The sequence below is a fragment of the Anaerotignum sp. genome (assembly GCF_040307045.1).
In the GTDB taxonomy this organism is placed as follows: Bacteria; Bacillota; Clostridia; order Lachnospirales; family Anaerotignaceae; genus Chakrabartyella.
Map to the genome: position 1 here is coordinate 317,205 of NZ_JAWRKF010000002.1, position 16,118 is coordinate 333,322.

Below are 16,118 nucleotides of genomic sequence, written 5' to 3' on the forward strand. Positions count from 1 at the left end.
TTTCTATGACAAACTTGTCCCCAAAGGTCAGGTTCCAAGTCCTTTTATAAAATTATAACATAAAACACTACATTACAGAAATAAAAAAGCAGTTCTTATAAAAAAAGAAAATCCTTCTTTAAATCTCAAAACTTGGTAGAAACTATGATGGCTCAAACAGAATGAAACATCTGATTTTTGCACAAGATAATGCCGAGGTGATAAAAATGGCTCTAGAATATCAAGACCTTGACGACTTATTAAACAGAAATCCCAAAGCAAAAGATTTTTTTGATTCACTGCCGGAGGATCGTCAGTTTAATGTTCGTCAATATCAAAACAATATTCATTATGACTTAGACCTTCGGCGTTATGCTGAGCATCTATTGAGAGGAGGTTATTAAAAATGTTCGGAAAAGAGTATCGCGACTTGGCAGATTTACTTTTAAACAATGCAAGAGCCCAAAATTATTATAAAGGCTTACCGGATGGCGTTCAACAAGCTATTTCCCACAACAGCTCCGAAATTCGTACAATGAAATCTTTACGTCACTTTGCAAAAGCAGCCGAAAAAACAAACTGCTAATTCAAATGATTGATATAGCATAAAACGCGATACTTTTGCTAAAGTATCGCGTTTATTTTGTATTGATAATAAACAAAGACCGTAGGTTAAACCTACGGTATACAAAGCAGTGCATCACTATTTTGTCGAGGAATATGATTGCTCTGCTTAAAGAAATTAGCAAAATTTAGGCGCATCTCCATCTTTAAGAGGGTTTCATAATGGAGTTCGCTCATATACAGTGTTTATATTTTATCTGACAAACAAAACCATTTTTTATAGTCACCAAGCTAAGTTAGTTTAAACTCTTTCAAAAAATGTTATGTCTAGATACACATTTTCTATTACCCAGGGTCAGTGAATCGAGGAACGAATTTTTTTATAATAATGTATATTGGTTGTTTTTGTGGTACTAACACACTATACCCTAAAATTTGATCAAAATCTGCAAATTGCAAAAAAAACCAAAGTTTTTGCCATAAAATTCATATTTTTTCATACAAAACTTGATATGGTTTACTTATTCAATATTTTAATTTAAATTATTCCCATAGCAAACTTTTTTACATCATTCATCATTCACATAATCTTTCTAACTTAAACTTAAAAAATTACCCATTAAAAATTTCAACAAGCGTTTTATAGCATCATAAATCGTCTATTTTCAAGTTTTCCTTGGATTTTGAAACAAAACCACCTGTATTTGTGAAATGTTCTTTTGTAGTATCTTTAGGAATCGACGTCAAAGCCACACCCAATTTCCTCATTAAATTTTATCAACGAATATAGTTTTTATTTATTATCATTTATTCTAAAAAATCCATGAAAATGATGGCTTGGGTAAAGCCATTTTCTTTTTTCTTCTAATTACCCCATAAAACTTAATCATGCAATCCTAGGCGGAATCTCTAATAGCATATGGAATGGTCTGGACATTCTCGTGTTTTCAAAATCATCACGCCCTTCCACCCTCGTAGCATCCTCAAAATCTTTGCGTTCTCTTCTCTTATTTCATTTTAAAACCGTTTACTCCTGTATTTGCTGCAAACACTATGTGATATTTGCAATTCTACTATATAAAAGAAAACTATTTTGTCGTTAAGACTCATATCAAAAATTCCTTTGTTATTTCATTTTTTGTAGCTGCTGACTACAACTATATTATAACGAAGGGGATTGCTTTTTGCCTCATGGCAGTAGGTTTTTTTATTCAACCCGCCTAAACCCTGGCTTTCTTTTCTATAATAAAGGTGGTAGCTACAATGGAACATAGCTACCACCTTTTCAATCATCTCATACTAATAAACTCAGTCAAAGCCAGATGGTACATTAAATAACCTTATATTCCCCGTTTTCAACATCAACAGTTAATGTGCTATCCGGCATAACTTCATCACCAATAATTTTCTTTGCCAATAAAGTCTCAATGTTACGCTGAACCATTCTTTTTAAAGGTCTTGCACCAAATGCAGGGTCATAGCCTTCATCCACAATAAATTCTTTGGCTCTTGGCGTTAACTGACAACGCAACTGTTTATCTTCTAGGCGTTTGTTCAAGTCTGCCATAATCAGATCAATGATGTGGGTAATATTGTTTTTGTTTAATGGTTTGTAGAATACGATTTCATCCAAACGGTTTAAAAACTCTGGTCTAAATGAGCGATGAAGTAATTCCTCTACCGCCATACGAGCAGATTCCTTGATTTCCCCACTTTCATCCATCCCCTCTAATAAATAAGAGGAACCAAGGTTAGATGTTAGTATAATTACTGTGTTTTTAAAATCAACGGTTCTGCCTTGGGAATCGGTGATCCGTCCATCGTCCAATACCTGCAAAAGAATATTGAATACATCTGGATGAGCCTTTTCAATTTCATCAAAGAGTATAACGGAATAAGGCCTTCTGCGCACAGCCTCGGTGAGCTGGCCACCTTCCTCATAGCCTACATATCCCGGAGGCGCACCGATCAGACGAGACACACTGAATTTTTCCATATACTCCGACATATCAATTCGCACCATATTTTTTTCATCATCAAATAGGCTTTCTGCCAAAGTTTTAGCCAGCTCCGTCTTACCAACACCCGTAGGGCCTAGGAATAAGAAAGAACCTATTGGTCTATTGGGGCTTTGAATGCCGGCGCGGCTACGAAGTATAGCCTCAGAAACTTTTGTAACCGCCTCATCCTGTCCAATCACTCTCTGGTGCAAAATATCTTCTAAATGAAGAAGCTTTTCTCTTTCGCCCTCCATGAGCCTTGCCACCGGAATACCCGTCCAGCGCTCAATAATACGAGCAATTTCTTCCTCCGTCACCTTATCTCTTAGTAGTGTATTCTTACCGCTGTTTTCCTCTGCCAGACGCTCTTTTTCTTCCAATTCTTTTTGTAATTGGGGAAGTTTTCCATATTTTAACTCAGCGGCCCGGTTTAAGTCATACTTTCTTTCTGCTGCTTCAATTTCTGCATTCACATCTTCAATCTCTTCTCGGAGCTTTTGAACAATACCAATGGAATCCTTTTCGTTTTCCCATTTTGCCTTTAACGCAGCAAATTTATCACGCAATTCTGCCAGCTCTTTTTGAGTTTCCGCCAAACGCTCCTTCGATAATTTATCATCCTCTTTTTTCAAGGCAGCCTCTTCGATTTCATGTTGAATAATTTTCCTTTGTATAATATCCAACTCTGTGGGCATAGAGTCCATTTCAGTACGTATCATAGCACAAGCTTCGTCCACTAAGTCAATGGCCTTATCGGGCAAGAATCGATCGGTAATATATCTGTTAGATAAGGTAGCCGCACCAATTATTGCCTGATCCTGAATTTTTACACCATGGTAAACTTCGTATCTTTCTTTTAATCCACGCAATATTGCTATGGTATCTTCTACCGTTGGTTCACTGACCAAAACAGGCTGAAATCTTCTCTCCAAAGCAGGATCCTTTTCAATATACTGTTTATATTCGTTCAGGGTTGTTGCACCAATACAATGCAATTCACCCCTTGCCAGCATAGGTTTTAACAAATTTCCTGCATCCATAGCTCCATCGGTTTTCCCAGCACCAACTATGGTATGCAGTTCATCAATAAAAAGAATAATTTTTCCCTCACTTTTTTTCACTTCGTTCAAAACTGCTTTCAGACGTTCCTCAAACTCACCACGGAATTTCGCTCCAGCAATCAAAGCCCCCATATCCAAGGAAAAAATGGTTTTTTCCTTTAAACTATTGGGAACATCCTCTTTTACAATTCGTTGTGCCAAACCTTCTGCAATTGCAGTTTTCCCTACACCAGGCTCACCAATTAATACTGGGTTATTTTTTGTCTTGCGGGACAAAATCCGAATGACATTTCGAATTTCATCATCACGTCCAATTACAGGATCCAGTTTCTTGCTTCTTGCCTTTTCCACCAAGTCTATGCCATATTTTTGCAAAGCATCATAGGTTGCCTCTGGAGCATCGCTGGTAACACGGGTGTTGCCCCGAACAGACACAAGGATTTTCATAAATCTATCCTTAGTCACATCATATTGCTTAAAAATAGGCTTTAAAACACCATTAGGGGCATTAATCATCGCCATAAATATATGTTCCACAGAAACATATTCGTCGGTCATATTTTCTGCTAGTTTTTCAGATGCCACCAACGTTTTTTCCATATCCGAGCTTAAATAGGTCTGCCCACCAGACACACGGGGAAGTTTCCTAATCTCGGCCTCTACTGTTTGTAGAAGGCCGTTTACATTTACGCCCATCTTTTGTAAAAGTTGAGGAATCAAGCCATCCTCTTGGGTCAATAAATTTGCCAACAAATGCTGTTGGTCTATTTGCGGGTTTCCATATTCCACAGCCATAGACTGGGCATTTTGAATGGCTTCCAAAGATTTTTGTGTGAATTTCTGTAAGTTCATAACCATTCCACCTTCCTTACGAAAACAAAAACAAGTTTTCACTTTGTTTTACTTCTTATCATGGGCTTATTATACATTGTTAGCACTCACTTGTAAAGAGTGCTAACAGAAAAAAATATACAAATTATTTGCAATTGCATACATGTTTTTACAACATTTTGAAAGCCTTTCCTTCAGTTTTACCTATTTTTCTAAAATAATTACTTTTTATAATCCTCTTTCAAAATTTAATTCCCATAGATGCACCTCTTGATTTTTAAGCAACTCATTCCCTGCTCTAACACATTAAACCCTGGTTGGCCTTTGACACTCCTTAAAACTGTTTATAACCTTTTCAAAAGACAAAAACGGCACCCACTTGAACCCGTGAGCACCGTTAGTTACAATTATTTATAGCCTGCTGTAGTATCAATTCCTATAGTTGAAGTGTCTGCATCCCAGTTAACACCAACGTCTAAAAGTTTAGCAACATCTCTTAATTTGTAGTAAGTATAATCGTTGATTGTAAAAGCACTTACACTCTTTCTTTCGCCATCTAAGAATAGCTTTGCCGTAGAGGTGATTGCTGTTGTGTCTTTTGCTGCTACATTACTACCGATTGTACCGGAATAACTTAAACCTGTTAATAAGTTAATGGATGAATCCGCCTCATTCCAAACCGTGTCAAACTGTTTTTCTGTTCCACTGATGGAAGAAGCAATATCCCTCAATTTAAAGTATGTGTAATCATCAATAGTATAAACTTCAAAGGCAACCTGTGCCCCATTAACAATAATTTTTGATTTGGTTGCATAAGCCTTTTTCTTCTCAATCACCGTAGGCTTTTCAGGATCGGTAACCACAGGTGGTTCTTGTGCGGTGTAATATTTCTTTAATGCTACCGCAGCCCCTTGTCTATCGTCAAAAATATCTCTGGCACTAAAGAAGATACTACCATCCACATTATAGCCTTCATTTATTCTTAGCTGCTCTGTTATCTCCTTGGCTATCACATCTTTATAAATGCCTTGGCCAATATAAAGAGTAACTCCAGTGCCTTGTACCATGTTACTCCACCATTTTACCAAGGTTTCATAATCTGCGTACGAATATCCTCGTTCCCAATAAAGCTGTGGAACAATATAATCAACCCATCCTTTTTCTACCCAGGATTTTGCATCGCCATATACAGAATAATAGCCTTCTCCACCATTTGTTGCAGAACCTGCAGGATCAGAACTATTATTTTTCCAAATTCCCATAGGGCTTATCCCAAATTGAACTTTTGGATTAATTTTTTTCACTTCATCGCTTACCATGCGCACCATATCATTTACATGTTGTCGACGGCCATTTGCTTCCTGCCCATCTCTTGTTTGACCCTCAGGCAGTGGATAATTTGATGGGTAGAAGTAATCATCAAAATGGATTGCATCCACATCATAGTTCTTTACAACCTCGCCAACAGTGTCTCTAATATATTCCTTTACCTCAGTTTTACCAGGGTTATAATACATTGCACCATTATAGGTTAAGATCCAATCGGGATTTTTTCTGGCCATATTATCAGGAGAAAGCGCCGCCAGATCAGTCCCCGAGGTTGTAATTCGATAGGGGTTCATCCATGCATGAAATTCCATGCCTCTTTTGTGAGCTTCATCAATCATAAACTTCATAGGGTCATATCCTGGGTCTTTTCCCTGCACTCCAGTTAAAACTGCACTCCAAGGGTTTAATTCAGACTCATAAAATGCGTCTCCCTTTGGCCTAACTTGAACCACCACTGCGTTGATTCCCACAGCCTTTAGTTTATCTAATTTTTGTGTGAATTCAGCCTTTTGCGCCGCTATATTATTTTGCACAGAAGGATAATCAGCACTATACACCGTTGAAATCCATACACCTCGAAATTCCTTTGAATCAGCGGCATACGCAGTCATACCAGTGCTGCTCAATAAGAGGGATGCCGTTAAAATTGTTGCTCCTAATTTTTTTAACCACTTTTTCATCATTTTCTCCTATAATTTTACCAAGATTACCGTTTTTTCCTATTCTATCACATTTTTACCTCTATTGCCATTAAGAATATATTACAACCCCGTGGCAAATAATGGTACTATTTCAACGCTTTTGCCACTCGTGGTTGCACCTTAAAATTAATTCTTTCTATTATTCTAAATAGCCGGCTGAAATTTTAGTCAAAACCCCTTCTAAAATCAACGACAACCGCTTTGTAGCCTTAATTTTCATCTTTTAAAAAAAAGAAAACCCATAAACCTTGCATATTTCTTTTTAGTGTATTACCATAGGAGAAAATCAAAATTGTGAGGTGTATCCCAATGACATATGGCTTAATTGGAGAAAAACTTGGTCACAGTTTCTCCAAAATCGTTCATGAGCAATTAACAGATTATACATACAACCTGATCCCCCTATCCAAAGATTCCTTTCATGATTTTATGTTACGAAAAGATTTTAACGCAATTAATGTAACCATACCTTATAAAGAAATGGTGATTCCTTACCTTGATTGCATCGACCCAAAAGCCGAGGCCATCGGCGCTGTAAATACCATTGTTCATCGAAACAATAAGCTTTATGGTTATAACACAGATTATGACGGCTTCCGTTATATGCTGGTGAAACACCGAATAGAACCTCTAGACAAAAAGGTTTTGATTTTGGGAAAAGGCGGAGCAGCCAAAGCATGCATCGCTGTGGTGAAAGATATGGGGGCAAAGGAGGTTCTCACGGTTTACTACAAAGAAAATCCTGACACCATCTCTTACCAATCCTGCTATGACAGCCACCTTGATGCCGAAATTATTATTAATACAACACCTGTTGGAATGTATCCAAACACAGATAATAGCCCTATTGACCTTGCTCAATTTGAAAATTTAGAAGCAGTGGTTGATGTTGTTTATAATCCAATAAGAACTAAATTCGTGCTAGACGGGGCTTCCAAAGGGGTAACTGCTATTGGCGGGCTAGAAATGCTCATCGGGCAAGCCAAATGCGCCGTAGAAATTTTCTTAGGTAAAAAAATGGAAGATAGCATAATTCAAAAGCTATATACTTCCATACTAGAAGAACGAAGCAACCTAGTTTTAATCGGTATGAGCGGTTGCGGTAAAACAACCCTAGGTAAAAAAGCCGCCCAACAGCTGGGCAAAACTTTTATTGATATTGACGAGGAAATTGTAAAAGAAATTAAGATGCCAATTAGCGAGTACTTTATAAAAATAGGACAACCCTCCTTTCGTGCAATAGAAAAATCTATGGTACACAAATTTTCACAGCAAAATGGCCTTGTTATTTCTACGGGTGGTGGGGTTATCAAAGATAAGGAAAATATAGAAACTCTAAAGCACAATGGTCGTATCATTTGGATCAAAAGAGATGTTACTTTATTAGAAAATGGTAACGGGAGGCCACTTGCCCCTGATGCAGAGGCAACCTTTCGCCTTTATCAAGAACGCCTCCCCCTCTATACAGCTTCAGCTGAAATAGTAAGTGAAAACAATACCTCCTTAGAAGAAGGATTGGAAACTCTTATAAATAACTATATTCATCTAATTTTTAAAGCATAAAAAAAGCGGGGGTTCTTCATGGAACTGCCCCGCTTTTTTTATTTAATATCTTTTTATGTTCTGCCTCTGCCCTAATTTGTGTTCATCATTTGGTTCCCTTTCCATTCACCATGTGCATAAACCTAAGGCTTCTTGCATTCTCCATAATATGTTCTGTATCCCGCCTTTTTCATAGTAATTTTCCATAGGCACAGTATATTCGCCATCTTGGTTATAATAAATCCGATAAAAATAGTCTTGAATCTCTACGGCCTGTTTTGCGTCGGCTTTCATTACCATTTCAATATCTGACTCCAAATTATAGTCCTCTAAATTACGGCGGGTAAAGTTGCCACTACCAAGAACCACTCGGGCCTCCTCCACTTCAGAATAAAGAAAACACGCCATCTTAACATGATATTGCTCTCCCCTTGTATTATACCAGCGGACTTCAACTCGATCATGAAGATCTGCCAGGGTTGAAAGCGCTGGTCGGTTTGGAGATCCATTTTTTTCAACGCCAAATGCATCTTTATTAGGGTCAGCAACAATACGAACTGTAGCTCCTCGATCTGCCGCATTTCCTAAAGCATTTAAAACATCAAAATTACTGAGATAGAAAATCCCCATCCAAATTTCATCTTTGCTTTTTGCCCGATTAATGTTATCAAGAAGGGTATCATAAATTCCCCTCTCTGTAATCAGGCGCATCATAACCGATTCATCATCAATTTTTCCAACAGAGTCTATGCCTATTCTCATATCCTTTTGATATGTGATTTGGGGCACATCCCCGCCAGAAAAGGCAATTACGTTTTTTTCACTCTCCAGTATGTCCCCTACCACATTGCCTCGAAAACGTACCGCTACATTAGAATGATAGCTACTTGGGTCATGGGGATTGGCAGATGTCACAATGGCTTCATTCTCTGAAACAAAGGTCTTTCGATGATTTCCTTTGAAGTTGGCAAGTTTCAAAATAGAACGAACATTAACTCTGGGGCCATCATCATCAAAAAAATTAGGAATCCAACCTGCCCCTTGGGTGCCAAACCATTTCAGGTAACACCGATAAAATCCGGAATATAAAGGATTACTGTCTTTCATTTTGTTTAAATCAGTCACCACTACTTGTATTCCTGCATTTTTCAACCTGGTCAAATTCCTCTGCTCATATACCCCATAAAAATTATTAATCGGGTCTGTGATCAAAATAATAGGCATGTTAGGATACTCTTGTTTTTTTGCAATCAATGCATTTGTAATCTGCTCCACCGAGTTAGGATAGCTAACAATTTCCCTATGATATTCATCATTAAACAAAAATACATCCAATAACAAAAATTTTTCAGATTTTTCAATTAAGTCAAGTTCTGCCTTTAATATATTTTGTTCACGCACAGTTTCTCCATTTTTTTGGTAACTCAAATCATAAAGAAAGGCTACTTCATCCGCTGGATAATACTTCCCCTTAAAAGAAGTTCCTTCCGGATTTTTAGTGCTCTGACTTACAAGGATTGGAACAAAAAGCAGTAGCAAAACCATAATACATTTTGTTTTTATTTGAATTTTCATTTTATTCTGACTTAGCAAAACACATCCCCCTTCTCCCTAAGATTATTTGTTAGGAGTAATCCCCTTTCCAATTCATGAGGCTTATAAATAAGATTTTATTTCTCTGAACAGCCCTGTTATTCAAAGTTTATTTTTTCGTTTAAACATTATTAAACAGTAACGGCGACAACCACAAAATGTCGTGATTATCGCCGCTAGATTCACTTATATTCTTTTTCTACAAAAGTATTAGAACGACTAATCTGTTCCATTAAGATATCGCAACCTTGCCCACACGAATATTTTTATATTTACGCTCGGCAACCTCACACACAGCACAAGCCTTGTCAACAAAAGTAATAACAAAAGACTCAATATATCTGGGTGGTGTTAACGTGCACGGCCACATATGCTTACGAATGGCGTCCTTCTCGATTTTATTCAGCTCAGTTATTTTGCTTGCATTGTCCAAAGCCACTCTGGGATGCCAGGAGGCATGATGGGTCGGAACCCCTTTTTTGGTTCTCCAATCATACAAAAATAAATCATGAAGAAGTCCTGCTCTGGCAGCAGAACGATAGTCCCACCCCATACGAAAGCAAATCAAAAAGCTATAATATGAAACATTGATACTATGTTGCAGTCTGCTGGTATTGCAGTGCTGCACAAACGTATCCATCTTTTTCACCATTTCGTTTTCAATAATATCCCGTACACATTCATGGTACTCCGCTAACAATTCATCCTCGTTTAAGTTACTGAAATCTCTTTTGGAACCAATTGCCTTGTGCATTGGCATCACTTCCTTTTTAAGATTAACATAATGATATCACATAAGCGGATAAAATATTAGGGGAAAATAATGTATGCTTCCCTATCTTATTGCTAATCCTACGTTTTTCTAATTAACAAACTTTAGAATTTCAAACTTTTCAGCTACTCCGCTTTTGCTACTACATTATATCATATTTATTTTTTCCACACAAGGAACAAAAAAAGCAAAATTAAGGGTACTCTTTACCTATGGTTTTGTTACCATTAAACATGGGAATGCCCAATTTCCAACTAAAATTTTCACAAGAAGTTTGTCGACAATTGTCACTCCAATCCCCCTTTTTGTGTTTTATTTTTTGTCAACCTTTAAGGATTTCTTCCAAAGGAAAGCATACTACGTATCTTTTAATTTATATAGTAATGCAAACCTTTCTTTTTTCCGCTTAACACTATATGTTCTTCCTTTTAAATATCATAACATGGGAAAACGTTATAAGGTGTTTATCTCCGTATGAAAATATCTATGTATAATCCGTTGTGACATGATACACTATAGCTTTCCGTGAGCCAAATTTCACAAAAAAAAGCCCTATCTACGATAGGACTTTGTACTCATCTGATTTGCCGTTTACTTCTCTTTTGGATTGGCAAAAAGGGCAACAATAAAAGCAAAAACTACGGCAGCAGTTATTCCTCCCGCAGCTGCTTTTAATCCCCCTGTAAAAATCCCTAGTATGCCAGTCGAATCAACCTCTTTTATTACCCCCTCAGCCAAACGAAATCCGAATCCAGTTAAGGGTACCGTTGCACCAGCACCGCCGAATTCTTCCAATGGCTGATACAAGCCAAGGCCGCCCAATACGCAACCCACACAAACATATAGAACTAAAATTCTGCCAGAGGTTAACTTTGTCTTATCAATTAGAATTTGCCCAATGACGCAAAGGAGCCCTCCAACAAGAAATGCTTTCAAAAAGGGAAGCATCATTTCCCCTCCTTTCCACCACAGCCTTCAATGGCAACACCATGGGCAACCCCAGGAATATTTTGTCCCTGCTGAGAAGATGTTGTGCTAAGCAATGCACCTGTGGGAATAAAAAGCATTCTTCTGATTTCTCCCGACATTAGCTTAGGATAAAAATAGGCACAAAAAGTAACTGCAGAACACGCACAACCACTACCACCACTATGGGTATCCTGAGTCTTTTTATCAAAAATTTCGATGCCACAATCGGTAAACTGGGCACCCATGGTAAAGCCTTCTTTTTTCATCAAATCCACCACTAAACTACGGCCTATTTCTCCTAAATCACCAGTCGCAATCACATCATAATCCTCAGGGGTTCGTCCCGTATCTTTAAAGTGGTTGACTAATACATCCACCGCTGCAGGTGCCATGGCTGCACCCATATTATTTGCATCAGAAATCCCCATATCCATAACTTTACCAGTGGTTATTTCAGTAATACAAGGAAATTTCCCTTTTTTCGCCAAAACAACCGCACCATCTCCAGTTACTGTCCATGTAGAGGAGGGAGGTCTTTGATTACCTAAAGACAAAGGTGCACGAAATTGTTTTTCCGCTGCACAAAAGTGGCTAGACGCCCCCACTAATGTATGATTGGCAAAACCGCCATCAATCAACATTGCACCTAAACTCATAGATTCACCCATGGTTGAGCAAGCACCATATAAGCCGAAAAATGGAATTTGAAAATCTATTGTGCCAAAAGTGGAAGCCGTACACTGGTTCAATAGATCTCCGCAAAGCAGATAATCTATATCCTTCATCTTTAATCCAGCCTTTTGTACCGCCAGCTCCATATTTTCTCGAATAAATTTACTTTCAGCCAACTCCCAGCTTTTTTCCCCAAACATAGAATCTTCAATAATTTTATCAAAATATTTACCTAAGGGGCCTTCCCCTTCTTTTCTACTTACTGTGGATGCTGCCGACATGATACGAACACCCTCACTAAGGCGTACCGTTTGTTTCCCGATTTTTTTAACGCCCATTTTTCATCACCTACCTATAAAATAATAAACCAGTCCAACTACCATTGAGGTTAAAGTACCATATACAATGACAGGCCCTGCTAAGATAAACATTTTAGCACCTGTACCAAAAATAAAACCTTCTTTTTTAAATTCAATGGCTGGGGAAACAACGGAATTGGCAAACCCAGTAATAGGGATTATGGTTCCTGCCCCACAATGTTTGCCCATTTTTTCGTACAACCCAAAACCGGTTAAAACTGCCGCAATTCCGATTAGGGTAATGGATAGCAATAAGGCCGCCTCATCATCAGTGAACCCCGTGTTAAAATAATCTAATAGTAATTGCGCTAATCCACAAATCAGACCTCCTGAGAAAAAAGCCTTTATGCAGTCCATAAAAATAGGGCTATTAGGAGAAGCCTTTTTCACCATCTGATCATACTCTTGTTTGGCACGTTTGCTTGTGTCCATTTTTTTACCTCCTTCGCAATTTGGATACTTTAATTCCCATACCCAAAACTTATTATTTTCAAGTACACAAAAAAAATACCTCTTTCCCCCTGTGCTACTCATATTGGGAAAGATGCAGTAAAAAAAGTTAAGTTCTGACATCATCTATAAGACATAAAACCCATCCACACAGAAGTAAACCAAAGAACCTAAAACTTTACCCAAGGCAAAACATAAAAGTAACCAAGGCAGTCCCTTTGTTATTCTGCCTCGTCGTAATAAAATAGGCATTACGTTTAGCACTTCAGTCAATGCCATAGCCAAAACGCCTACAAAAACACCAATGGCAAGGGCATATCCTCCAGCCAAAATAGGTATCCTTGGCAAACGATAGTCCACAAACATTGTCGTTGTGCCAAAAACGCCACCCAACAAAATAACATCTTCATACAGCATGATATACTTTTCTGTTTTCGTTCTCTTAGCCATTCGTGGCACAATTCCCATAGCAGCAATAAAGGCAAAAATACCTGCTGCTATGGCTACCCCGGTTGAGAGACCTATTACAATTAGTAATGCCTTTGCAATCATTCTCCCCCTCCCCCCTTGGCATTGGTTTTATTCAATCTATCCACGACGCTTGCATTTGTCTCTTTTTCATAAGTGGTCATTTCAATTTCAATTGGTGTCGGGTCGTCTGTAATCTTTGCCTTTGAAAAGTGATTAAAAAATACCATGACACCAACAGCCAGACCAATCGTGTATGGCACAGATAATATAGCTGGCATATCCACATTCTCTCCAAAAAACATATAATAATAGTTTTGAAAAATGAGAGGTAGCTGTGTATCCGAATGGAAGCACATAATCGTGGTAGAAGCACCAGCAAACAAAATAATACAAACAATGCAAACCTTCAATAACTCTAGTGTTTTACTTTCTTTTTTTGCTTTTTTATGATATTCCACCAAAATATCCATTTCTCCTACATTTGAAACCGTTGCATCAGGATATTGATGGTTGATTGCTCGGATCACATCCAAAACTGAAATCAGGTAAGTTGCATTCTTATCTCCTGTTATCTGAAACACAACAATGCCCTCAATATCCCCTTTTGTCTGCCCACCAATATATACCTCAGCAATATCTTTCAGATAAACAAGCTTCCTTTCTATAATCTGGGCTTTTTCAATTGGCTTAATATAAATGTCCATCCCCACGCCTCCTCAATGGAAATTTTATCTATTGCTAATTTTGTTTATATGTTTCTCAGGTCATGATGTTTGGATTTTTTGAAAAAATGATGAGTTGATTATATTGAATACATCTTTCATAGCTACATTCCACTAGCATTCGTGTCCCTCCATCCAAAAAAACAATTCTTCACGCCTTGCTTCCATACAAAATTAAAATTATTCACCTTATCTTTAACTTCTTTTTTCAATTAAAAGAGATGCTGATCCAATGGAGTCTCTTTTGCAATAAAAAAGAAACCCAAAACAAGGTTATCCTGTCTTGGGTTATTATGCTGACTTTTATGAAATTCATTCTCATCGACTATATTTTAAAGCTTTTTACTGTGGGGTCTTCTGCCAAAAAGCTTGTAAGGTCAGTACAAGTGACCATTACATCCCTAGTAATATCTAAAACCACAGTAACCGTTCCGTCCCCATGTTTTTCCATCTCCATATGGAGTATTTCAATATTTCTCTCGCTTAGTTGTTTTTTAATAAAAGTAATGTCCGAAGGCGCATGGTAAAAAGTGATTAATATGGTATCATCAAAGCTTTTGTCTCTTTTGTTTAAATTGCTATGAAGCATGACTTGAATCATCAAAATAAATAAAGTAGTAAACACCCCTAGTGTATACATACCTGCGCCCAAGGCCAAACCGATTCCAGCTGTTGCCCAAAGCCCCGCCGCTGTTGTCAGGCCTTTTATAGAAATATTTTTCACAAAAATCACACCTGCACCTAAGAAAGAAATGCCTGTAATCACATTGGAGGCAATCCTTGAAACATCAACACCAATACCAGCAGTTGTAATAACATCAAAAAAACCATACTTTGAAACAATCATCATTAATGTAGAACCCACTGCAACAATGACATGCGTTCGTATTCCAGCCTCTTTTCTACGTCTTGATCTTTCGTAGCCAACAATTCCACCACAAATACAAGCGATGATGATCCTTAATATAAACTCTGCATTTCCATAAAAGCCAAGTATAGATTCCTCTAAAAACATTTGCTTTAGAATCATATAGGCCCCCTCCTTCCGCTAGTAACTAATATATTGAGCATATAAAAAAACAATACCTTTATCAGTTTATCCTCCTTATTCTTCACTTCAAATGCTTTTACTAAAATTTGAACGCTAATTCAGAAAAAGACCGGTAAAATACCGACCTTTTTTTGCTTTTAACAGTTATAAGTGCTCTTATTTGACGATCATATGTAAAAAGAATTGATCTACAATCAAAACTGTGCCCAAAATAAATACATATAAAGAGAACCATTTTAATTTACCATTTTTAATGATGTTAACCATAAAGCGAATGGCAAAGTAGCCTGAGACTGATGCAGCAATAAAACCCGCTATCATAGGTACCGTACCCAAGGCTTCTGTCAGAACCACTTCCCCCGTTAGCATATCCTTAATTGTAAGAACCATACCACCCAAAATTGCGGGGATAGAAAGCAAGAAGGAAAATCTCGCTGCATTTTCACGGTCCATACCTCGTGCTAAACAAGTACTAATTGTCATACCTGAACGAGAAACAGCCGGCAAAATAGCAACACCCTGCATGGTTCCCACAATCAAAGAATCAAAAATCGACATGTTACGAATTTTCTTTTTCCCACCAGTACGACTATCTGCATAAAGTAGAATCAAACTGGTAAGAATAAAGTTAAAACCAATAAATTTGCCTGTGCCAAAGATAGAATTAAATGTGTCATTAAACAACAATGCAATGACTACTGTTGGAATAGTAGCTGCAATCAAAAGGGCTGTTGTTCTTTGAAAGGGATGGCATATCAATTCCCAAATGTCTTTCCAGTAATAAATGAAAACCGCAATCAATGTTGCAACATGCAGTAAAATGGAAAAAGCTTGAGTTGCTTCATGTATGCCAAAAAGGTTCTGAAACAGCACCAGATGCCCGGAACTACTTACCGGCAAAAATTCTGTCAGACCTTGGATTAATCCCAAAACGATAGCTTCAATTATCTCCATTTTCAAAATTCCTCCTATTTCTAAGCATTTCTTGTAAATTAGTGACAATTCATTATATAACAGAGAATTCACCCTTGCAATTACTATTTTTCCCTGTT

General features: G+C 37.6%; 14 protein-coding genes. 3 read left to right on the forward strand and 11 right to left on the reverse strand.

Annotated features, from left to right (window positions below):
• Positions 1 to 161 precede the first annotated feature (161 nt).
• Together ABVZ64_RS01425 and ABVZ64_RS01430 are read left to right on the forward strand one after the other, a co-directional pair.
• Complete coding sequence (locus ABVZ64_RS01425) at positions 162 to 383, forward strand: hypothetical protein (RefSeq protein WP_352399276.1); 222 nt, start codon at positions 162 to 164, stop codon at positions 381 to 383.
• Positions 384 to 385: 2 nt separating this feature from the next.
• The gene (locus ABVZ64_RS01430; protein WP_352399277.1) at positions 386 to 565 is read left to right on the forward strand and encodes a hypothetical protein; all 180 of its coding nucleotides are present in this window, start codon (positions 386 to 388) and stop codon (positions 563 to 565) included.
• A 1,308-nt stretch (positions 566 to 1,873) separates the two neighbouring features.
• Here the strand turns inward: ABVZ64_RS01430 and clpB are convergent.
• Both clpB and ABVZ64_RS01440 read right to left on the reverse strand, forming a co-directional pair.
• On the reverse strand, positions 1,874 to 4,456 hold the full coding sequence (gene clpB, locus ABVZ64_RS01435; protein WP_352399278.1) for an ATP-dependent chaperone ClpB: 2,583 nt from the start codon (positions 4,454 to 4,456) through the stop codon (positions 1,874 to 1,876).
• Positions 4,457 to 4,842: 386 nt separating this feature from the next.
• On the reverse strand, positions 4,843 to 6,447 hold the full coding sequence (locus ABVZ64_RS01440) for a family 10 glycosylhydrolase (protein ID WP_352399279.1): 1,605 nt from the start codon (positions 6,445 to 6,447) through the stop codon (positions 4,843 to 4,845).
• Positions 6,448 to 6,774: 327 nt separating this feature from the next.
• Between ABVZ64_RS01440 and ABVZ64_RS01445 the strand changes: the two genes are divergently transcribed.
• Complete coding sequence (locus tag ABVZ64_RS01445) at positions 6,775 to 8,028, forward strand: shikimate kinase (RefSeq protein WP_352399280.1); 1,254 nt, start codon at positions 6,775 to 6,777, stop codon at positions 8,026 to 8,028.
• Positions 8,029 to 8,133: 105 nt separating this feature from the next.
• Here ABVZ64_RS01445 and ABVZ64_RS01450 read toward each other — a convergent pair whose 3' ends face one another.
• From ABVZ64_RS01450 to ABVZ64_RS01490, 9 genes are all read right to left on the reverse strand, one after another.
• Positions 8,134 to 9,600 (reverse strand): phospholipase D-like domain-containing protein, encoded by a 1,467-nt coding sequence (locus tag ABVZ64_RS01450; RefSeq protein WP_352399281.1) that lies wholly within the window; start codon positions 9,598 to 9,600, stop codon positions 8,134 to 8,136.
• Positions 9,601 to 9,832: 232 nt separating this feature from the next.
• A complete protein-coding gene (locus ABVZ64_RS01455) occupies positions 9,833 to 10,354 on the reverse strand; it encodes an HD domain-containing protein (RefSeq protein WP_352399282.1) in 522 nt (173 codons plus the stop codon).
• A 609-nt stretch (positions 10,355 to 10,963) separates the two neighbouring features.
• On the reverse strand, positions 10,964 to 11,320 hold the full coding sequence (gene spoVAE / locus ABVZ64_RS01460) for a stage V sporulation protein AE (RefSeq protein WP_352399283.1): 357 nt from the start codon (positions 11,318 to 11,320) through the stop codon (positions 10,964 to 10,966).
• The gene (gene spoVAD, locus ABVZ64_RS01465) at positions 11,320 to 12,351 is read right to left on the reverse strand and encodes a stage V sporulation protein AD (protein WP_352399284.1); all 1,032 of its coding nucleotides are present in this window, start codon (positions 12,349 to 12,351) and stop codon (positions 11,320 to 11,322) included. Before spoVAD ends, spoVAE begins: the two co-directional genes overlap by 1 nt.
• A 6-nt stretch (positions 12,352 to 12,357) precedes the next feature.
• Positions 12,358 to 12,804: a stage V sporulation protein AC gene (gene spoVAC, locus ABVZ64_RS01470; RefSeq protein WP_352399285.1), complete on the reverse strand. Its 447-nt coding sequence runs from the start codon at positions 12,802 to 12,804 to the stop codon at positions 12,358 to 12,360.
• A gap of 144 nt (positions 12,805 to 12,948) precedes the next feature.
• Positions 12,949 to 13,374 carry a stage V sporulation protein AB gene (locus ABVZ64_RS01475; protein ID WP_352399286.1) on the reverse strand — a complete coding sequence of 142 codons (426 nt, stop codon included), beginning with the start codon at positions 13,372 to 13,374 and terminating at the stop codon, positions 12,949 to 12,951.
• The gene (locus ABVZ64_RS01480; RefSeq protein WP_352399287.1) at positions 13,371 to 13,997 is read right to left on the reverse strand and encodes a stage V sporulation protein AA; all 627 of its coding nucleotides are present in this window, start codon (positions 13,995 to 13,997) and stop codon (positions 13,371 to 13,373) included. The genes ABVZ64_RS01475 and ABVZ64_RS01480 overlap by 4 nt, the downstream gene beginning before the upstream one ends.
• A 343-nt stretch (positions 13,998 to 14,340) precedes the next feature.
• Complete coding sequence (locus ABVZ64_RS01485; protein WP_352399288.1) at positions 14,341 to 15,045, reverse strand: MgtC/SapB family protein; 705 nt, start codon at positions 15,043 to 15,045, stop codon at positions 14,341 to 14,343.
• A gap of 177 nt (positions 15,046 to 15,222) precedes the next feature.
• Positions 15,223 to 16,020, reverse strand: a complete 798-nt coding sequence (locus tag ABVZ64_RS01490; protein ID WP_352399289.1) for an undecaprenyl-diphosphate phosphatase — start codon at positions 16,018 to 16,020, stop codon at positions 15,223 to 15,225.
• Between the last annotated feature and the right edge of the window lie 98 nt (positions 16,021 to 16,118).